Annotated in this window: 14 protein-coding genes and 1 pseudogene; 3 read left to right on the forward strand and 12 right to left on the reverse strand. The window is 45.8% G+C overall.

The window, feature by feature from the left end; all coding sequences use genetic code 11:
- Positions 1-409 precede the first annotated feature (409 nt).
- The gene (locus tag BM415_RS17600; RefSeq protein ID WP_091160291.1) at positions 410-1,474 is read right to left on the reverse strand and encodes a serine hydrolase domain-containing protein; all 1,065 of its coding nucleotides are present in this window, start codon (positions 1,472-1,474) and stop codon (positions 410-412) included.
- Between the two features lie 743 nt (positions 1,475-2,217).
- On the opposite strand from BM415_RS17600, the gene BM415_RS25845 reads away from it, so the two are divergent.
- Complete coding sequence (locus BM415_RS25845; protein ID WP_091160295.1) at positions 2,218-4,929, forward strand: S-layer homology domain-containing protein; 2,712 nt, start codon at positions 2,218-2,220, stop codon at positions 4,927-4,929.
- 85 nt (positions 4,930-5,014) lie between these two features.
- On the opposite strand, the gene BM415_RS17615 is transcribed toward BM415_RS25845, so the two are convergent.
- The 3 genes from BM415_RS17615 to BM415_RS17625 all read right to left on the reverse strand — a co-directional run bounded on the left by BM415_RS17615 (position 5,015) and on the right by BM415_RS17625 (position 6,689).
- A complete protein-coding gene (locus tag BM415_RS17615; RefSeq protein ID WP_244533521.1) occupies positions 5,015-5,311 on the reverse strand; it encodes a DUF3600 domain-containing protein in 297 nt (98 codons plus the stop codon).
- Between the two features lie 94 nt (positions 5,312-5,405).
- Positions 5,406-6,278, reverse strand: a complete 873-nt coding sequence (locus tag BM415_RS17620; protein ID WP_091160297.1) for an aminoglycoside phosphotransferase family protein — start codon at positions 6,276-6,278, stop codon at positions 5,406-5,408.
- Positions 6,279-6,326: 48 nt separating this feature from the next.
- On the reverse strand, positions 6,327-6,689 hold the full coding sequence (locus tag BM415_RS17625; RefSeq protein ID WP_244533523.1) for a 2'-5' RNA ligase family protein: 363 nt from the start codon (positions 6,687-6,689) through the stop codon (positions 6,327-6,329).
- Between the two features lie 360 nt (positions 6,690-7,049).
- Between BM415_RS17625 and BM415_RS24800 the strand changes: the two genes are divergently transcribed.
- A complete protein-coding gene (locus tag BM415_RS24800; RefSeq protein WP_139237011.1) occupies positions 7,050-7,289 on the forward strand; it encodes a helix-turn-helix domain-containing protein in 240 nt (79 codons plus the stop codon).
- Between the two features lie 184 nt (positions 7,290-7,473).
- Here the strand turns inward: BM415_RS24800 and BM415_RS17630 are convergent, their stop codons facing one another.
- The 8 genes and pseudogenes from BM415_RS17630 to BM415_RS17665 all read right to left on the reverse strand — a co-directional run bounded on the left by BM415_RS17630 (position 7,474) and on the right by BM415_RS17665 (position 20,569).
- Entirely contained in the window at positions 7,474-8,358 is an 885-nt protein-coding gene (locus BM415_RS17630) for an AraC family transcriptional regulator (RefSeq protein WP_091160299.1), read from the reverse strand.
- 159 nt (positions 8,359-8,517) lie between these two features.
- A complete protein-coding gene (locus tag BM415_RS17635; RefSeq protein WP_091160301.1) occupies positions 8,518-9,027 on the reverse strand; it encodes a DinB family protein in 510 nt (169 codons plus the stop codon).
- A 572-nt stretch (positions 9,028-9,599) separates the two neighbouring features.
- Positions 9,600-10,418: an ammonia-dependent NAD(+) synthetase gene (gene nadE, locus BM415_RS17640; protein ID WP_091160303.1), complete on the reverse strand. Its 819-nt coding sequence runs from the start codon at positions 10,416-10,418 to the stop codon at positions 9,600-9,602.
- A gap of 108 nt (positions 10,419-10,526) precedes the next feature.
- The gene (locus BM415_RS17645; protein ID WP_091160304.1) at positions 10,527-12,011 is read right to left on the reverse strand and encodes a nicotinate phosphoribosyltransferase; all 1,485 of its coding nucleotides are present in this window, start codon (positions 12,009-12,011) and stop codon (positions 10,527-10,529) included.
- Positions 12,008-12,260, reverse strand: a pseudogene (locus tag BM415_RS17650) (isochorismatase family protein). The gene BM415_RS17645 and the pseudogene BM415_RS17650 overlap by 4 nt, the downstream one beginning before the upstream one ends.
- Before the next feature lie 160 nt (positions 12,261-12,420).
- Positions 12,421-13,197, reverse strand: a complete 777-nt coding sequence (locus BM415_RS17655) for an NUDIX hydrolase (RefSeq protein WP_091160307.1) — start codon at positions 13,195-13,197, stop codon at positions 12,421-12,423.
- 237 nt (positions 13,198-13,434) lie between these two features.
- Positions 13,435-20,049: an S-layer homology domain-containing protein gene (locus BM415_RS17660; protein ID WP_139237012.1), complete on the reverse strand. Its 6,615-nt coding sequence runs from the start codon at positions 20,047-20,049 to the stop codon at positions 13,435-13,437.
- Positions 20,050-20,209: 160 nt separating this feature from the next.
- The gene (locus BM415_RS17665) at positions 20,210-20,569 is read right to left on the reverse strand and encodes a winged helix-turn-helix domain-containing protein (protein ID WP_348272332.1); all 360 of its coding nucleotides are present in this window, start codon (positions 20,567-20,569) and stop codon (positions 20,210-20,212) included.
- Positions 20,570-20,680: 111 nt separating this feature from the next.
- On the opposite strand from BM415_RS17665, the gene BM415_RS17670 reads away from it, so the two are divergent.
- A complete protein-coding gene (locus BM415_RS17670) occupies positions 20,681-21,898 on the forward strand; it encodes a GAF domain-containing sensor histidine kinase (protein WP_091160312.1) in 1,218 nt (405 codons plus the stop codon).
- The last annotated feature ends 53 nt before the right edge of the window (positions 21,899-21,951 follow it).

Genomic DNA, 21,951 nt, shown 5'->3' on the forward strand with positions numbered 1-21,951 from the left:
AGTATCGGGAGACGTTAAACAAAAGGGCTCGGACCCGTTCCGTTAGAAAGACCGACCTCCACCCCTTGGTTAAGATGTGACGAAGGAATGATAGGGCTTGGACCCGTTGAGACATGGGAGTGAGAATCACTAAGGCGAAGTGGAGACGTGCAAATATGGAATAATTTGGGTGATTAATGCTCACCCTTTATTTCTGCATGCCCAATTCTCCTTTAACTGACTACCAGCTCCTCAAACATCTCTTTCTTCGAATTAAACAAGGGATGAAATCCTACGAATTCATGAGCTTGAGTGAGGAAAACGAATTATATTGAGGGAGCTTAATGAATAAAAGTCCACTAAATTAGATAACATTTTTATGTATCGCTTGCCCTGAATATATACTGCTATTCTTCACGTCTCCGTTACTTTAATGACTTTTCTCACATATGATTGCTTCAAATATTTTTTTACCTGTAGAGTCTATCATAGTTCCTTGAGAAGGCTCTTTTTTAGTAATCCATTTTATTAATTGAGCAAAATAATAATCCATAAGAGAATTCGAGAAAAAAGAATAATTTGATAGCAATACAACTCCTACACGGAGTTCCTTGTTGAAAGCTAGATAACTATTAAAACCAGCTGAACCCCCGTTATGCCAGAGGATATCTTTATCTAGAAGTTTATCCTCACCCCAGCCAAAATAACGGTTTGAATTTCCTATCCATATAGGGAGATGACTTTTTTGTAGTGTAGAGGCTATCGGATTATCATCATTTAGATTGGCTTGGACAAATAAACTCAAATCGCTAACAGATGACTTAATCCCCCCAGCACCTTCATGTATAGAAAGATCCCAATGAGGGACTCTTTTCCCAGTTGAAGCATGTCCGTTCAAAAACCTGCCATCCTGTTCTGAATTAAGCATAACGGCTGTCTCATTCATTTTTAATGGACTCGTTATATATTTTTTTAACAGTTCGTCATACTTGCTTCCTGACACCTTACATAGAATGTTTCCCAGTATCGCCATACCGATATTGGAATATCCAAACGAACCAATGCTATCTGTGTAGTCAGCATTAGATAAAAAAGCAGTTAAATCTTGCTCGGTATACATTGAATAAGGATTTGATCTTTTTTTAGCCAAATTGTGGTTGGCTGCCAATATAGGTAATCCAGAGGTATGAGTAGCCAGGCTTCTCAAGGTAATTTTATTCAAATAATCGTTTTCAGCATTCTGCACAAACTTACCAACCATGTCATCCGAGGAAAGCAGTTTTTCCTGTTCCATTTCTAATAAAAGTATTGAAGTAAAAACTTTGGTTATGGATCCGATTTCAAACAACATATTCTCAGGAGGAACCATGCTTTTCTTTTTACTATTACAAAACGAAAAGTATTCAATATCTCCCTCCCTAATAATCCCGATAACAAGATGTAGATGTTTCTTATCTTTCGTGTAATCTGAAACAAAACTTTGTAAATCCTTCATTGTAAAAGTTACTCCTTTTAGTTAATCTACCTATTTTGGGAAGCTAAATTATGTATTCTTTTCCATTTCCCAACATTCCTGCCCGTTTACTTAAAGAAAAAAGAGCAGCTGACATATCTTTTTCATTTCCTACAATGATCTGTTCTAGGCTTTCGGATAGAATCAGTTGCACAAAATAGAGAAGGGGAAAGCATTCGTACATTAGCTAAATGTTAGTGTTTGGTTCGTCGTTGTCTAACATTTTTGAAAAATACTTAGGAGCCTCCTTAAAACCTTGTCGCTCATAAAATCGATGAGCATCTATTCTTCTGGAATGACAATGAACTTGGATTCTGTCACATCCCCTTTTTCTGGCAGAAGCAGTGGCAAATTCCTCTAATTCCTTTCCAATTCCTTTACTTCTAATTGTGGAATCAACAACTAGATAACTAATCGGAATTTTCTTTGTATCATAGTAACCATCCCCCTTCCATATAATTGGATCTACTTGTACTATCTTTTCCCTCAATTTACAAACCACTGCAGTCCATTTTACAAATGTACGATTTCCTCTTTCTTTTGAGTCACAAAACGCCCAAATCGTACGATTTTGATATAAAGCGGAAATTGTTCTATAGCTCCCTGAGTCCCCAAAATGCTAAAGTAACGGCGTAACAGGCATCTGAAATGGAGACTTTCTCATCATTTGCTGGTGCATGTAGAAAAATTTCAATTATCAAGAATAGGGGCGTGTTGTTACAGCTATGAGAAAGCAAACAAAAAAATCACTGGCATTTCTTCTAATGTTATCTATGGCAAGCTCATCGCTTACCGGTACGAGTTTCGCAGCGAACCCGGAGGTTCAGCTCTCCGATATTAAGGGACACTGGGCAGAAGCAAAAATCCAAGCCTGGATCGATCAAGGATTGGTACGAGGATATTTGGACCGCACCTTTAAACCGAACAACTCCATCACCAGAGCCGAGTTTATAAATTTAGTAAATGCTGCTTTTGGATATTCAGGACAAACCAAGGTTAGCTTCAAAGATGTTTCTGCGGATGCCTGGTACTATGAAGCTGTTGCTGCAGCCAGTGCCGCTGGGTATATAAGCGGGTATTCGGATCAAACGATGAAGCCGCAAAATTCGCTAACCCGTCAAGAAGCAGCAGTGATCATCGCCGGAATTCTGAACTTGGAGGAGAATGAGGAAGCTGCAGATGCCTTTAGCGATTCATCCTCCATTGCAGCGTGGAGCAAAGGGGCTGTAGGTGCAGCGACGGCGGCCAACATGATATCCGGATATGAAGATGGAAGCTTTAAACCTCTTCACTCCATCACTCGTGCCGAAGCAGTCGAAATATTGGTTAATGCTGTGGAAACGAATACCCAAGTAGGTGCTAAACCATCTAAACCCGTTGGAACAAGAAACCAGCTGAATGTTGCCCCTCCTGCGGCTGAGGCTACTTTATCTGCAGTACAGCATGGTGCAAATGCAGCAGACGCCACATTAAAGAACACGGTCGCAACGAATCCATTCATTCAAATTCTGGACGGTTTTGATCAGGTATGGTCCTTGAACCAACCAGCCTGGAGAAATGGAACAGCGCTAACTACTCCTGGAGTCAATGGAGAGGTTGCCAATTACGGAGACGGACCTACCGTATATTATGATGGGTATAAAAATGATGCAGGCGCTGTAGTTGCAGATAAGAAAACCTATGCAAACACCGAGATCAGAAATAAGGCGACCTGGGTTGCGAATATCGAATATGTAGAAGATGTTACGCAAAAACGTACTGATGAAGAGGCATTGGCAGCCTACTATGATGACCAAAGAGATAAGATCTATAGTATGATCGATGGTTTTGGCCCTCTGGCTAACACTTATGTAGATATCATCAAGCCAGTGACAAGCGTTGAACGGAATATCGATGAAATGGATGTCGTCTTGACAGAGACCACCGCGGAAGACCAAAGCCAGGGGATCGGCAGCGATTGGGCCAATAGCGAGCTTGCAGATATGGTCGCTCTAGTGGATCTCGTTCGTTTCAAAATCCCTGCCTCATCTAATCCTGCAAAATACTTCTACTCTTCTCCTAGACCATGGAGAATGAATTCGAGCGGTGAGGTTAAAGAGGTCGTGGATCAGAACGGTTTGCCTGTATGGGAAACGCTGGGTGAAGGTGAAGCTACAGACGAGCCCTTGCCTTCAGGCGGAACAAAATCAACCGGAGAAAGACATTTCCAATCGTATGAAACAGAAGTTGAGGTTATTCCTGCATTGAGCTATGTAAGAAGAGAAGCGGAGGATGGAATAGGTAAAGATGGTGCTTTCCCAAGCGGACATACAAGTGCATCGTACTTATCCGTTCTGCCTTTTGCCTACGCTACACCAGAACGATACGCTGAATTTTTAACCAGAGCTGCTCAAATGGGCGAAAATCGAATCGTAACCGGAATGCACTCACCGCTTGATGTGATTGGTGCAAGAATTCAAGCTACAGCCATGACGGCATATGCATTAAATATGGAAGAGAACCAAGAATTGTTAGAGAAGGCGTATGAAAATGCAGGAGAGGTATTTGGCGCAGCCGCAGCGGCAAAAAACATGAGCCTGTACGACTATGCGCATACCGTAACAGAGGATTATACCTTCAAGAGTGCGTATGATGAAACAAAATGGGCAGATCACGACGCCAACAAAGCCTTCTACAGAGAGAAGCTTACTTACGGCCTGCCTCAAACCGGAATCAAAGGCTTGGCTCCTGAAGTGCCAGCAGGCGCAGAAGCTTTACTCGAAACGCGTCAACCTTATTTAACCGATGAGCAGCGCAGAGAAGTATTGTATACCACATCCATTGACTCTGGTTATCCTGTACTGGACGAATCCAACGGCTGGGGCAGACTGGATCTCGTCACGGCTGCGGATGGGTACGGTGCGTTCCTAGACAATGTAACTGTGGATATGGACGCTTCCAAAGGACGCTTTAACGCACAAGACTGGTGGAGAAATGATATCAGTGGTGCCGGCATGCTTACGAAGAAGGGATCAGGAACCCTTACTCTTACAGGAAAAAACAGCTACACCGGCGGAACATTACTGCAAGCTGGAACTCTGGAAGCTGCATCTGCGACCGCTTTTGGTACCGGTGATCTGTATGTGGAGAATGGAACGGTCCTAGTTAACGCCGATGGAGCATTGAAAGTAAACGGAAACTTTACCATGGACAACGGAACCTTGGAAATGGTCATGGATGATGACAACAGTCAAATTCAAGTCAATAAAATGCTGTATCTTGCGGGTGGAAGCCTGAGTCTGGATCTCTCTAACTATAAGATTGAGGGTTCTAAAGATATTACGTTAATTACTGCAGGTGGAATTAAAGGTCAATTTGATCGTATAACTGCCGATGGTTATGACGTTACTGTCACTTACAATGAAGATCGTGTCATCGCACATGTTGTAGCAAAATAAAGCAAATGTTATGGATCAGGGCTGAACTAGTTTCTAGTATCAGCCCTTTTGCATTTTTTCACTCAAAATAAATTCGCAAAGGGTTCTACGGCTTGACGATTCCATTGATCTTCTCGAAATACGGCTCCAGCTTGGATGTGAGTTTAGCCCACTGTTGTTGTTCTTCTTTAGTCAGCTTCTCTTCATTTCTGATCCCATTTTCATCGCTAATCTTTAGCTTTAATTGCATCAACTGCTTGGTCAGCTCTATATACTCCTTGAATTCGTCTTCCGTGAGCCTGCCTTTTGCTGCCTGAAGAAATTTTTCAACCTCATGATAATCTTCCTGTGAAGCACCAATCTTTTCAACAGCTAATGAAATTCTGTCAGAGAAAAGATTCAATATGAAGTGCGATATTTGCTAGAAAATAAATAATAGATGGAACAGCTGCTGAGTGGCAAACTGCTCCATTTTGTTATCGAAATTATATTTTCCTTCATTCAGACAATATTAGGTCGAGCCAGGATTCTGCCTCATGGTACAGAACTGGATTGTTTTCCGGCGTGTAGTAGGCAAGCACTGCCACTGCCTGCGATACGACCCATCCACGGGCTCTTGCCCACGTAGCATCGTCCGTCGGAAGATGTTTGCGGAACGCATCACGGGCCGCAGGCGAGTGTAACTTCCAGGCGACCATGATATCGCATGCAGGGTCTCCAATGCCCATCGTACCCCAATCGATCACACCCGTAATGCGTCCATTGCGCACGAGCCAGTTACGCACATCAAGGTCGCCGTGATGCCAAACGGGTGGGCCGTTCCAGGGGGGTGCAGCCAGCGCCGATTCCCACACAGAAGCCACTGCAGAATCGCCATCGAACCGAGCCAGCCAGTATTGAAACTCTTCATTTCGCTGAGCTAATGGAATGCCGCGTCCCGGCGGTCCCCCCGATGAATTGATTTGTTGCAGGGCTGCAACGAAATCTGCAAGATCACGTGCTGCCTGACTCGCATCAATCTCCTCAATCGGTACTGTCTTCCCCTCAACCCACGTATGTATTTCCCAAAACCATGGATAATCGAGATTCGGATGCCCTTGCGCGATAGGTACAGGGATTTCAAGCGGAACTAATGGCGCGAGCCTCGGCAGCCACAGCATTTCGCGACTTTCTGGTATCGTAGGTCCCTCCCGCCTTGCAAGACGAACGGAATATTTGTCACCCAGCCGAAAGATGGCGTTTACTGTACCCGCTGGCTCGATCCGCTCCAGGGTTAGCTCTGCCCAGTGGGGAAACTGGTCGAGAATTAGACGGCGTACGAGCGCCTCGTCAATTTCCATTTCGTCGACGTGCATCTTATCTGTTCCCATTCTAACACCTCGTCGTTTGAATTATTACACTAATGGGTTATACTGAGCTCACTTTGCTGAAATACCCAATGGAATATCTGCAAATGGAACGTATTTGTTTGATTCAACTTCTTTATATACACGTACATTATTGACAGCAAAGGTTGGAAAAGGAGCTAATTCATCAATTGCTAACCGCTTCATTTCTTGAATTTCTGTCTCGTTCAAACCCCAGTAGGTTTGTCCCAAAGTCAGATGAGGATGATATTTATCCATTTCAAAATAATCATCTAAAAGTTCCTGAGATGGAGAAATCGCATCTACCAAGCGTTTATGTAATTCGAGTACATCTTTGTTCGTTCCAACACTCAGAAATGCAACAGAACTTCCAAACGATCCCGGTTCAGATAATGATAGTTGAAATCCCTGCATTAAAGAGCATGTTTGTCTAACATTTGCTAACCAATGTTAATCTGCTGTAAGCCCCCCCCTGCGCTTTCACAGTAATGTGTGGCTCCGCTACATCATTAATACGATTATTGGACCAACGATCACGAAATGCCGCTATCTTTCTTTTGTAATCATGTGGAAGGGAAATTCCAATGAAATAATTCATTTTAATAACACATCCTTTAGCCAAACATGTGAATCACATTCCGCTATATAGTGATTTTTACTAATCTTAAACTCGTATTATATCCATCTCTTTTAACTGTGCTTGTTTGGGGGCATTAATTGAATCACTTTGTACATACTGAATTAGGCTCAAATCCCCAGTAATAATCATTGCGCATGACCCTTTTTCATAAATCGTTGTATATTTTTCTTGCCAAGGTACTGAACAGGCACCATGCTACGATTTCACGAGAGCTCCGGAGAAACAGAACTCAAGAGCCATACCGTGCAGAATTCTCTCAAGAAGGCTATACACAGCGGTGCAAAGCCTCTGTTTCTGCTGGGAAATGGACACAGGAACTAGCTAATCGGATCAAAGAAAAACTCAATGCTACCTGGTCGAACTGTCGCGCTTGAGTTGACAATCCGTCTAAAGAAAAGGGACAATTATTAAATAGACTCAACTAACAGTTGAGCTTATTGCAGTTAATCAACACTACTCTATTAAATAGGATCTATACTGATAAAGGAGCAGCTACCAACCGGCAAACTTGCTCCTTTTATTGCGAACTATTCTAAGAAGATATTCTTAAACAATCCACTAAATTAATTTTCTGACTGCAAACCATAGCTCAATAAAATTAAGTCCATCTTTACTTCCTGTAATCTCAAATTCCATTCCGTCAACCTGTTCATATCCTGCAGTAGGAAGCCACTCCGAAAAAAATCGCTTATATAATGTTTCAATTGTTTCATCAAATTTATCCCATGTGAACGGATCAGATGAGAAGATCGCCCACGTTTGTGCTGGTATCGTAATACTTGTGTAACCATCGGTCTTACTTGTTTCATCCTTAAATGCACACAGCATGTATGGGAAAGTATCCTCTTCCGTTTTTTTATAGCTACAAACAGCATGTACTTTATGATAGTCCTGATTAATAAAGGCTGGTAAGTCGCCTGCATTGGCCGCAAGCCTTTCAACCTCGCCGTTAGCATGGCTTTGTTTCCATAATTCTGCCGGAGTATCTACTCCGTTTAATTGAAATATTTTTTCGATTCCGAATACTTGAAAGGATCCTTTTGTCTCGATACGGTAGTTCATAGCCTTTTCCCCTTTAATTGAAATAAGGAAGGAAATCCGAGGATAGGCTTTGAGGGCAGTCCCTTCTTCTCGGGCCATCGCTGGATTAACACCATGCAACAATTGAAATGCCCTTGCAAATGAAACCGGAGATTCATAACCATACTTTATAGCGATATCAACAACTCTCATCTCACTATTCTGCAATTCAATTGCAGCAAGAGTAAGCCGCCTCCTTCTTATATATTCCGCCAGCGACACATTTGTAATGAATGAGAACATTCTCTGGAACTGGTGTGTTGAACAACAAGCACATTGAGCAACTTCCTTTAATTCAATCTCGCCGGTTAGATTCAATTCGATGTAATCCAATGCCCGATTCATTCGCATAAGCCAATCCATCTGATCCCTCCTCTTAACAGAAGTATAGTTATGCCAAGATTCCATATCGCAACTATTTGTGCACAATTAAGTTTCGTATCCGGGGCAGGAAGGGCATGCCATAGAGAAAGGACGGAAGCCGCGTTATCCGTGCAGCTTCCGTCCCGATCTTTCAAACGACTAACTCAAGTACCGATTACGGATGACTCCCATGTGATGAAGTTCGTGTCCCGCGATACCGTACGCGATGGCGCGTGCCGTAATGTTGACGTTGTTGGCTGTACCGTTTCGAGACCAGGCATCCACCGGTAACCCGCGCAGCAGCGTGATCGTCGATTGCCGTACGGCCCTGTAGTCTTCGGCCAATTGCGCGATTGTCCAGCTTCCGAATGGAGGTATGAACAGCTCTTGGTCGAAACCGGGCAGAGGCGTCTGGTCTCCTCTAGCAAACCGGAGCAGGCGGTAGGTCATAATGCGTTCCGCGTCCGCAATGTGGCCCACGACTTCTTTTAGCGTCCATTTCCCTTCCGCATAACGATACGCGCCCTGGCTTTCAGTCAACGATGCCAGCAGTTCGGTCATTTGCTTTTCCTGAGCGAGCAGAATGTCGATGATGCTGCCTTCCGGCACCAACCGGATATACTCGCCGATGTCTCCGGAATATTCTTCTTCTGACGGTCTTTGGTTCATAAATGGTGCTCCCTTCTCTATAGAGTTACAGATATAGAAGATTATAACACTTATGCAGCAATAGAGCTTTGAAAGTAATTATTAGCTGACGGACGATACATTAATATCCGTGCAGTAATTACTGAAACCAAATGAATGATTCGACTAATTCCAAACAACCCAGAATATACTGTCATTCCAGTAAAGACTTGATCAATTGAATTTCCTTCAAACAACCAAAGAATCGGATCTATCGTCAATCGCAACGAGCCAAAAGAAATAAAATTTTTTCACCTCATGTGGAATACTCTTCTTGATAGGTTCCGATGATCTCTCCTGACGCTTGATCAAAGGAAGCGGTACTATCCCATGTCAACGATCATTGCGTCTACGAGATGATCCTTCTTCTATTCGGGTACAGGCTTGTGGAGTGGTATCTCCACTCAGAGGATGATGACGAGAAGACAACCCACATCAATACTCTGCAAAAAATCTATGAATTAAAGAGCAGCCCTATGCAGGTTTGACTCTAAAGAAAGAGCTCCGAAAACCCTTGAAGTAGTGGGCTTTCGAAGCTCTTTTTTCATTACACCTTACTTCCACCATTCATCATATGGAGTAACCGGCAGCTCTCTTTTATGCTGTGAAGCCTTGTAACGCGCTTCGATCTTCGTAACAGAATCCGAATCCACCTGATTTCCTGTCAGGTAGCTGTCTAGCTCCTCATACGTAATTCCAAGCTCGGTCTCATCTGCTTGCTGAGGCTTATTGTCCAAGAGGTCCGCTGTCGGAGTCTTTAAATACAAGCGCTCAGAAGCGTTCAACTCTTTAAGCAGCTCCCGTCCTTGCCCCTTCGAAAGTCCAGTGAGTGGAAGAATATCTGCACCCCCATCACCAAACTTGGTGAAGAATCCCGTAACCGCTTCTGCTGCGTGATCCGTACCTATGACCAAGGCTCCTCGCTCGCCTGCAAAAGCATATTGCGCAATCATGCGCATTCTGGCCTTGACGTTTCCTTTGTGATAATCTGCCAGAGCTTCTCCCGAAGCTGAGCTATACTCACTTGCGAATGCATTGACAGGCTCTTCAATATTAAACACTACCGCATCATCTGGCTGAATAAACTTGAGTGCTTCTATGGCATCTGCCTCATCGAGTTGGGTACCGTAGGGAAGACGAATCGCAGTAAAGCGTGCTTCGTATCCTTCCTCACGGAGCGATTCAACCGCCAGCTGAGCAAGCCGCCCTGCTAAGGTAGAATCCTGTCCTCCACTGATGCCGAGCACGTATCCTTTGGCTCCTGTCTTTTTGCAGTAATCCTTCAGGAAATTCACTCTTGCGCTGATCTCTTCACTTGCCACAATACTAGGCTTTACATTCAGTGCTTCCATAATTTCTTTTTGTGTATTCATTTCTTGGTTCCTCCTATGTGTGATGTGTAATGAAATGAAATCATTCATATAAGTGATGGTTTTTAATATAGTCATAGCATGAGCTATTTCGCCACCCGAATGCCCCTCCTACTCTTTCATCGCTGCGGCCACTCTTTGCTTCACTTCCTCAATCCGCTTCATTTTATTATCCCAGCATGCCTTGCTTAGATTAACCGGGTATTCTGCCGGATTCAGTGCCCGCTTATATTCATCCCACAGCAGACCTAGATTACGGATAAGCAGGTCTCGACTCTCTTGGAGGGTCGGAAGCTTATACACCAATTCCCCGTCTGCAAAAATCGTATGATGAAGCGCTCTGGCTTCAAACTCTGTCACGAATTTACCTATATAAGTATGCACAGGATGGAACATATGAAGACGTTCTTCCTTGGAGGGGTCCTCATGCTCGAGTGCAATATAGTCGCCTTCCGATTTGCCATTCGTTTTGTTGATAATCCGGTACACTTTTTTCCGGCCAGGGGTCGAAATTTTCTCAGGATTTGAACTGATCTTGATCGTATCTGCCATCTGTCCGTTCTCATCCTCAATAGCAATCAGCTTATATACTGCACCTAGTGCAGGCTGATCGTAAGCGGTAATAAGCTTGGTTCCTACACCCCAGACATCTATTCGTGCACCTTGTGACTTCAGATTCATGATCGTTTGTTCATCCAGATCGTTGGATGCGTAGATCTTCGCTTTCGTGTATCCCGCTTCATCCAGCATTCTGCGAGCTTCCTTGGATAGATAAGCCAGGTCCCCACTGTCTAAACGAATTCCTCTGAAGTTAATCCGGTCACCAAGCTCCTTCGCAACCTGAATCGCCGTAGGTACGCCTGACCTCAGCGTGTCATAAGTATCAACCAAAAATACACAATCCTGATGAGTTTCTCCATATTTTCGGAATGCCATATATTCGTCCCGGTACGCTTGAACCATCGAATGGGCATGGGTTCCTGCCACAGGAATGCCAAACAGCTTCCCTGCTCTCACATTGGAGGTGGCATCAAATCCTGCAAGATAAGCGGCCCGGGTTCCCCATATCGCTGCATCCATCTCCTGTGCTCTCCGTGTTCCAAATTCGATGCATGAATCGGCTCCAGCAGCCTGCTTGATCCGGGACGCCTTGGTCGCAATGAGCGTTTGGAAGTTAACGATGTTCAGAATGGCCGTCTCCACGAGCTGTGCTTCTGCGAGCGGTGCCTCAATGCGCATTAACGGTTCGTTCGCGAATACCAGCTCCCCCTCCTGCATCGACTGCACTGTACCCGTGAATCTCAATCCTCGCAAATAATCAAGGTAAGCTTCTTCATAACCTTCCTCGCGCAGATACGCAAGATCGCTCTCCGTAAAGGAAAAGCCCTTCAAATAACGTATTACCCGTTCTAAGCCGGCAAAAACAGCATATCCGTTCTGAAAAGGCAGCTTACGAAAATATACTTCAAAGACGGCTTTGCGCTCATGCATATGATCCCGCCAATAAGCCTCTGCCATGTTAATCTGATACTTATCCGTATGCAGTGCCATACTGTCATCCTGATGCTGTAACTGCGTAAGTTCGATTTTGTTCATCGTATCATTCCTCCATTTCTATAGATCTCTGCAACGAGTGTTCCTGCAAAATGTCCAATTGCCCAATCATGTCCCTCTGTATTGAAGCTAGCAACCGCATCCTCATGAACAACGAATTGATAGCCTTTATTGTAAGCATCTACTGCTGATCTGCCCAGGTTCACCACAGGTCAGTACACCATCACTAGCCACAAAATCATGCGTGTAATCAATATGGATGAGGGCTTTCTTTTTATTATTGTTCATCATTAACCAATAACAACTCCTTTATTATTTAATTTAACTATTAATTAATTGTTAATTAATAAGGTAATAAAAACCTTCTTATGTTACTGCTCATAAGTCCTATCCCCAAATTATCCTGGCAGCACTTCACAACCGTTATTGCAAAGTGCTGCCGGACAAGGGATTATAGCTTCGCATGATAGATCGACTTATTCAGGGACACGTCTACAAAACGGTATAGCTGTGTCGGCCTTTTCGAAGTTCTCGTCGTCTTCTGCCCCGCTACTTCCTGAATAAAAGGCAGTGTTTTGATCTTTCTTGCAAAGGCCGCCTCTAACGTAATTGCCGAATCATCCGTGACTGTAAGCAGAACGGCCTGGAGCTCGGAATACGTGAATTCCGCTGGCAGGAATTGTTTCGCAACCGTTGTCTCAAGCAGCTTCTCCTTAATGACCTGTATTGCGTCCTTGATAATGATTGCATGATCAAACGCCAGATCGAGCTCAAGCACCTCGCTGACCGAGAACAGCTGAACATCTGCTGCATCGTCATTCGCTTCCCTTGCGGACAGCTTATGCTCTGGGACGATGGCAAAATGTGCATTCGTGATAATCCAGCCTCTCGGGTCACGACCCGGTTTATCATACACGCCAAAGTGCTCCAGATGAATATTCTGTATTCCTGTTTCTTCGTGAAGCTCGCGCTCCGCGCTCTGGAAGGCCGTTTCCTCAGGATCGACAAACCCACCAGGAAGTGCCCATTTCCCAGCCTCTATATTCGGCTTGCCTTCACTATTTACCATGCTTCTCTGGATCAACATAATTCTTAAATCCATCACCGGGGGTTTGAATTCTTCATTTCGAACGGGAACAATCGTGAACACAGCAATGTCTGAAGTATAACCATCCGGTGTTCTATACTTTCTGATATCGTATTGTTCCATTGCTTCTGTGTTAGACATGACTATAATCTCCTCAAGCAACTTATTAACAATTATCAATTTGTTAATTGTATTATATGCATGAGGGTAATCAATGTCAACCAAATATTTGAATTAAATCATTTCGCAGATAACAATCTTCCATCGTATTCGAAAAACAATTGCTTATCCCCTGCCTGATCATATGCGTATAAAAGAACCCCCGGCTTATGTCGTTACACAAGCCGGGGGTAGTAACTAACTTCATTCTAGCACAACTTATTGATTCAAAATGTTAGCCAGGTTATACATCATTTGTGCACTTTCGGCACGAGTACCCACGCCAAGCGGCCTGAACTCATCTGCCGAGAAGCCGGTCACCATACCTAACGTATGGGCAGCTTTGATTGCTTGTACGGCCCATTGAGGAGAATCCTTCAGATCTGTATAGCCAGTATCGCCTGATTCTGGCTTTTCACCTGTTTGGTACGTATATGCACGAACGATCATAGCAGCCATCTCCTGACGAGTAATCCTCTGCCCAGGAGCAAATGAACCATCTGCATAGCCCTGTACGATCCCTGCTTTCGCTGCCAAGCCTACTTCATCTGCAAACCATTGATCTGAGGATACATCTGTAAAGTCTTCTTGCGCTTCTCCTTCAAGATCTAGCAATCTTGCCAGCATGGCTGCAAATTCAGCTCTAGTAACTGTACGATTCGGCTCGAAGCGTTCCATGGTCGTGCCTTCGACAATCTGCCTTGCCGCAAGCTGTTTCACAGCCGATTCCGCCCAATGGCCTGCAGACAGGTCAGCAAACGATTTATTATACTCCATCGCTGCGTAGAAGCTGAAATGATTCAGCTCTGCTGTAACCCAGCCATTCCGAACCGTTCCGCCTATATAAGTTATGGAACCGTTGCTCTCTCCGTAGTATATTCCGGTTAAAGCAGGTTCAGCTCCTTCCGGAACAGGAAGTGAAATAACGATAGGCTTCTCGAATTCATTGAGCGTTATTACTTCACCGTTACTTGGCTCTAGGGACAGCGTGAGGTCATATGCTGCTCCCATTTGAAGAGCTGCTGCGTACCGGTCTTCTGCCTGACTTAGCCAGGAGGAGACATCGGCATCATTAGCAGCTGCTGCTCTCAGTACTATGGTGCTGTCTGCCAGCTGTTCATCTGATGCCAGATCAGCAAACCTCCGCAGTACTTCCGATGGAATCGCAACCCTTACGTTATTGGCCTGAACCGTGATTGTCTTACCTTCGGCAAGCTCGGCTGCCTTGCCCGGTATCACAAGCTCAGTGAATGCATTGCTGCCCATTGAGAATTGAATATGCCCCTCTGAGCCAAGTGCATTCAGATCTTCCTCTGACACAATAAGGCGACCCGGTGTATCGCTTGCCTCTCCTTCACCGCTGCCATTACTGTTTCCGTTATCTTCATTGCTTCCATTATCGCTGTTGTCATCATCAGGGTCTGACGCTTCTACACGCAAAGCTTGAGACGCAGACTCGTCTCCATATACCGCCGTAATCACTGTCTCGCCCGTGTGATGCGTACGGATAACACCATTCGCATCAATTCCAGCCACATTTTTGTTGCTGCTGCTGAATGTCACGCCTTCAGTGACCGCCGATTCAGTGCCATCACTGTAATAACCATTGACGACAGCCCTTGCTGTGTCATTCAGTTCAAGCTTCAATGGAATGCCTGTGAGCTCAATCCTTTCTAATTGAACTGCAGGCTTGTCCTCGTAAAACACCGTGAGGGTGAATGCATTGCTAAACTCCCCATACACCGCTGAAATGACCGTTACACCTTCACGTAATGCAGTAATGGTGCCTTCGGAATCGATTGCCGCCACCGTTTCCTCGCTGCTCGTATATTGCACGCCTTCGGTCAGAGGGTGCAAGCTGTTATCCGTATAGACAGCTTGCGTAACTGTTGTCGAAGTTTCACCAACATGGAGCTGTTCCGGACCGGAGATTTGGATGTAGGCAAGTTCAGGCTCTACCTGCTCTTCATTGACCTGCAAATTATATTCATCGGTCAGCCCGGCATATTCTGCCTTAATCTGGACCGTGCCTTCTGCAAGTGCTGATACTACTCCAAGCTCGTCCACCTCAGCTATAGTTGGATCCGTGCTTTGGTATAGAACGCCTTCCGTTATCGGCATGCGCTCTCCAGAAGCATAGACAGCTTCGACAACCGTCGTATCTGTTTCTCCAGGCTTCAGCCATGGTTTCCCTTTAAGCTCGATAGCCACCGGCGCTTCCGACTCGGTAATATGAAGTCTAATATCACCAAATCGATTCGGTGAGGACTTGCTTGTTGCACGAATGACAACCTCTCCACTCTTTATTCCTTTCACAACGCCGCTTTCGGAGACCTCAACTAATCCATCTAATCCTTCTTCCAACTGTTCTTCGGATGGTTCCGAAACGGACCATTCCATATCTTCAGGCAGCATGCCGCTGACACCGAGCTGTAATTCTTCGCCTACTTGAATTTCACTTGTAGGAGCTTCTACAGTATGCGTAGGATTCTCAAGTACAGCTTTATCCACTAATTCGCCATCGACCGTTTTGGTTGTTACCGTCAGCGTATCTCCGTCCACTTCAACGGAGGAGTACATTTGTATCTTTTTATCTACGACAACATTTTGGAAATCCCGCACGGTTCGCTCATAAAACTTCGGACCGGTGGAACCCGGAATAATATACGTCGTACCCTCACGCTCACCTACAATTTCCTGGTTATTCAGCGGATAAGTACGTAAATAAATATGATCATGCCCGTTCATGACCAGGTCCACATTATATTTGTCAAACACCGGAGTCAACGCAGTACGTACATTCTCTGTATCGTAAATGCTCGCATACGGACCGCGGTGGAAGAAGACCAGCTTCCATTGCTTATCCGTATTCTCCAGATCGGCCTCAAGCCATGCCCTCTGCTCTTCAATATCATATTCACTGTTCAGAACAGAGATATGCATATTTTTATAGTCGAAGGAGTAGTTTGTTCCCTTCTGATTCTCGGTACCATTCAGCGGATGGTTGAAATGCGCGAGGAAATCCCCGTTCTTCTTCGTACCTGTGACTTCATGGTTACCTACCAGGGTAACAGCTGTAAGATTCATCAGCTCTTCTTGGACTACAGAGAACCACCAATTCCATTCCTGCTCCTTGAAGCCATTGTCGACCATATCCCCTACATGAACCATAAATTCGGCATCCGGGTGCTCCGCATTAGCGGCATCCATCGTACGGCCCCACAGCTCAAAGCCCGCAAGATCAGCAGCCTGCGAATCCCCGAAAACTAGGAACTTTGTATAATCACCTGTATCCGGCGCTGTTGTAAAGGAGCCTTGCTCGCTGTAATGCTCCGCACCATCGCCTACACGATATATGTAAGCCGTTCCTGGCTTCAGCCGGTCTGCATTCGCTTTATGAACACGAATGGTGCCAATGTCCTGTGTATTAAACAGTTTACTATCGCCGTTCAAACGGATAACGCCCGGCTGATCAAAGCCTGCAAAGCCGGCTTCTTCTGCGATTTCTACAACCGTTTCATTTACACTTGGATGTGTGTGCCAGTTAAAGCTGCGCGAGGTGGTCGGGTCCTCACCCATGCCGACCGAAATATTGTAAGGTGTTTCCGTACCTGCAAGCGCAGAGGTAGTAAATTCCGAAACCAGACTGTGCTGCTGATCTTTAATCGCCTGCACATCATAACTCTTCAACGCTTCCGTGAGCTGACCTGTACGAAGCTGACCTGATGCATCTGTAACGAGCGTCCCGTCCCCGACTTCAGCTCCATCTGCAAACAGCTTGGCGCCTTCTACCGGATTGCCATTCTCATCGGTTACTGAAAAGGTGGTAACATAATTTTGCGCGATATTTTCGTCCCATTGAAGTAACAGCTCATGCTTGATCTCGGACTTCAAGGACGCTCCCCGATAAGATTTCGGCTCAGTCGAATCAATCAGATCGAGCTCGGATGAACGGAAAGCAATTTGATTCATTCCGGAGGCTGTGCCTTTCACGGTATACGTAATTTGAGCGACGATATCTTCATCAGTGAGAGAAGCCGACTCCAGACCGCTGAACTGCAAGCGAGCGACGCCTGTCTCAGTGTCAACGGAGTGAGTTAACTGCGATTCCGTCAGCTTATCTCCTTTCTGAACAGAGATGTCTTTAACGAATGCTGTATCGAATCCCAGCTCAAGATGACCGCCGATCAGCTGATCCACTTGGTCAGCGGAAATATTAACTGTATAAGTATGTCCCGCATATACCTGCTCTGGCGTAGTATAACGGAACTTGGGAGCTCCTGTATCTACAGTGAAATTCCATTCCTTAATTGTCTGATTACCGGAAAGATCGCGGACGGCAAGCTTCACCGTATGATAACCGTCCTCGAGCGGTAGCTGCGGCGTATAACTGATACTGCCTTCCGGCGGATACAGCGTATGCGCTACTTGCTCACCGTCGATATACATCCGGATCTTGTCCGGATCAATAAGGGGCGTTCCGGGGTGAACCTCTGCATCCCAGCCGGCGTCAGCCGCATGTGCGCGAATGACTGGTGTGCCTGTCGTTACCGTTGTATCTTCAGCTGGGGATAAATCCGTAATGACCGGCGGCTCGTGATCCTCGTCAAGCGGGCCGTAAATGGCCCGGATTTGGTCAATATAGATTGCACCTGCCGTCTTTTTGTTATTATTGGTCTCCATGTAGCGTACCGGCAAGTCCATGGTGAGCGGTGTTGTTTTTCCTGCCGGCACATTGGCCTCAACATACTTCCAGCCTGTCCAATCCACACCATTATCGGCACCTGTAAAATCAATGGCAAAGTCCGCATTGTTGCCGTCACGTACTTGTGCCCGCAGCCAGTGCTTTTGCCCGTCGCCATATACCCACATTCCAATCTTCTGCGGGTATCCGGGAATTTGAATATTTTCTGCTTTGCTGTTCGCGGATACATAAGCTCCCGATGTACCTATCTTACCGACAAAATCATAGGAGAGCTTAATCGAACCGTCCCCCGAACGGATGTAATCCGGGTCAGTATTCAAATCAACCTCGACCGAATTATATGCCGCTCCACTGGCTTTATAGTTCTCGATGCTCTCGAACTCTTCGAGCACAACCGGCGGTACCCCTACATTAACCTCCATCGAGGTCTCGATGCCTTTGTAGCTGGCAGTAATAGTACCGGATTGGCCGCCCTCATTCGTCGAATGAAACACGCCCTTGTCATCAATGGTGCCAATATTACCTTCTACTCGCCACTCCAATACATCATTGCTTAATTGAATGACTTGACCGTCCCGCAGTGCCGTTACCGTTAGCGTCTCATTAACGCCGGTATTATACGTCTTAATATCATCCGGAAACTGCAGCTCCGTAATCTGATCCACAATCTCCACTTCTGCCGTACCTTCAAGACCGCCTGCAGATGCGACAACCTGACCCGCTGCGGCATTTTGTCCTGCAATGAATTCCCCGTCTTCTGAAATAGTCCCCAAATCAGGGGATACCGACCAGGTGATAGCGCCTTCGTGATCAGCTGGATGACCTGCCCGATCAACCGCTGCGGCTGCAAATTTGTAAGAAGAACCCGCCAATACGCGTTCCTCACCCGGGGTTATAGCCAGCCTCGATGCAGCTTCCTCCGGCGCCGTGTTCACGAGCAGCAGGCCGTTGCCCGTTGCACGCTCACCACCGTCAGATCCACGGTTCAGCATCTGCACATCCGATGTGCCCGGCATCCGGGCCACGAATGTAGAAGAACCGCCTCCATCCAGATTCATAGCGTCTACAACGCCAATATCAGCCAGAATATTAGCAAGCTCCTCTGTAGTCACGCCTTCGCTGAACCCCGGTGCGCGTCCGTCGATCTCAAACAGCACGATGGAGCCATCAGCCTTCGTTCCAATCGCCGTACGCGGGTGCACGCCCTCTGGACCCACGCCAGATTGAACAACACCGTCCTCTACCAGTGGTCCCTGGCCGCTGATGACCATGCTTGCATCCTGCCATTCACCATCCAGCTGGAAGCTGGCCGTCAGTTCATCGCCTGCTGCCAGAGAGCTGACAATCGGCAACTTCGTTCCGGATGCAGACAAGACAACGGTGCCTTCAGCAAGCGGTGCGTCACCTTGGTTCGCCCGAACCTCCAGCACCTTCAGCTTCATGGTTTGTCCACTTTTCACATCCCCTTCCAGCACCTGCAGCACAACCTCGGTGCCCGATGCGTTTGTTTTCGTGGATGTATAAAAGTCCGGTGTATATAGAGTCAGATGATTGCTCTCTCTGTAACGATTTATGCTCGTCAGATTGGTCTGGGTGCCGTCAATAGTCACCGACATTGTCAGCTTAGGCTTACCGTAAACCGACGTACCATCCTCCTTGAGCCCAAAGGCAAAAGAGCTTGAACCGCTGTTCAAGATGCGGCCCTGATCAACAAACAGGCCATTCGGTACCCCTGTTCCGTAGCCTGATAGGTCATAGAAGTCGCCGTTAATGCCAGCGATTACACGGTTGCCCGGAGCATCTGTATGCTCGGCCATTTCCGACACGCCTTCCATTCCATATACGTATCCACCTTTTGTTCCTGCACGCAGGTCCAAATGGGGTGAATCCGGATTAAATTCGACAAAATGCATTTTTTCGAGACCTCGATCGATCTCCATGTCATACCAAGTGTACTCTGCGCCTGGGGCGAGCTCTGTCTTTCTTACATCCACAACACGGCCGAACGCCGTATCCGGTGCTTCTGACATCGCTGCATAAACACTGCCCAGCGGCTGCAGCACGAACAGTACTGCCAGCAGAAAGGCAAGAAAAGCTTGTCCCGATCTGTGATACCAACGAATCATCATTTTTTTCTCCTCTCCCTGATGTTGTATATTATTTATTCGCTCTACCAAATTGTAGTAATGAATTGTTAACTTAACTATTGAACTGTGTAACCTCGGCCGCTTAGAAATATAAAAGGTATTCGGAAAGCCGCCTTGGACGACAATCAGAATACCTAATCTACTAAACTGACAATGAATTAGACTGAGTAATCAGTGAGCTCTCATTGACATTTTTGGAATTCGTCGTTAACGTAAGCCGAAGATTAATCGTCGTCGATTTTTTGGATGGGAAGCTTGCGCTGATTACCGAATCGAGTGCCTCTGGAGATGCCGAGTTAAACCATTTCGACCTGGATTGATAGTTCTTCTCTGTAACACCGCCGATCTTCTTCTCCTCCACGAGGTCAAGTAATCCACCTTCGTACAGCTTGGTAATGTGATAATGCATGTTCCCGCCCGACTCGCCCAGTAGATCAAGTAGATCAGAACAGGAAAAATTTGTAAACAGGCATTTTAGAAAAATAACATTAGCCCCTTCAATCCGTGTTCGCCCCCTTTTATTCTAAGACAATACAAACTATTATAGTGGTTAGGGCTTAATATAATTTGAGAATCTACGCAAAGGTCCTCAATTAGGAGGAATCAGGCAGTCATGTTAAAAACAGAGTATATTGACGTTCTCTCAGTGATCTCACATAAGCTGTATGATTCTGCTGCGAATGTCATGAATACAGCGAGCAAGCTCATACCCGCTAACACGTTTTGTATAGCTAACCTGGATCATCTTTCTACGAAGGTGCTCAAGTCGTTTAATCGCGACAAGCTTATTCTAGAAGAAGGGCTGGTCGTCGATAATGCAGAATCATATTGTGCACTCGTTACCGAACATGCTCAGGGGCCGCTCATTATTGATAACAATCTGACCCATCCCTTAACTAAGGATATGGATGCGACTCGATTCGTTGGAGGCTGTTCGTTCATAGGAGTTCCTATACGGAATGAGAAGGGGGAATTCTATGGCTCCCTCTGTTCCTTTGACCATGGATTTTACCGCTATCAGGAGCGAGATGTCGATCTACTTCTCTCCTTGTCTTCCTTCTATACGGATCTACTTGAGCTTGAGTCCACCATTGACCGGTTACAGATGGCCGAGCAAGCTGCCGTACAAGTTCTTGATAATAAAAAAAATCTCCTGGCCGTGCTCAGTCATGAAATCCGTACGCCTATGAATGGGGTGCTGGGAATGGCCGACTTGCTCAAATCTACCGAACTTAATGAGGAACAAGCACTATATGTAAATGTTATCGAGGAGAGCGGCAACCATCTATTGAACATGATGGATCAGATTCTGGAGTATTCCAAGATGGAAGCCGGCATGATTACAGTAGAGAATCACCCTTTCCAATTAAGTGAAGTGGTTGAGCATGTGATACAGCTGTTCACTCCCGAAGCACAGAAGAAGGGCATCCGATTGTATGCTGAATACCATGTAAGTCAGGATTTGACACTCCATGGTGACATTCAAAAAACACGTCAAATCTTGATTAACCTGCTTGGAAATGCAATCAAGTTCACTGAGCAAGGTGAAGTCGGCATATCCGTACAATTAGAGGATGCTGCAGAGAATACCGTGAATGTGTGTTTTGAAGTAAGAGATACTGGGGTTGGCATCCCCGCGGATCGAATAGATCTTCTCTTCAAGTCCTTCTCCCAAATTCATAGTAACCCAAATAAATTCAGAGGTGCAGGACTTGGGCTCTCCATCTGCAAGCACCTTGCTGAATTAATGAGCGGAACGGTGTGGCTTGAAGAAACGAGTGAGCGCGGAAGCCGGTTTATATTTAAATTTTGCAGCTGCACTGCCTCATAAGACATATTTCACCATAAACAAAGAGCAGCCGCCATAGCGTGCTGCTCCTCCAA

The sequence above is a fragment of the Paenibacillus sp. 453mf genome, from assembly GCF_900116105.1.
In the GTDB taxonomy this organism is placed as follows: domain Bacteria; phylum Bacillota; class Bacilli; order Paenibacillales; family Paenibacillaceae; genus Paenibacillus; species Paenibacillus provencensis.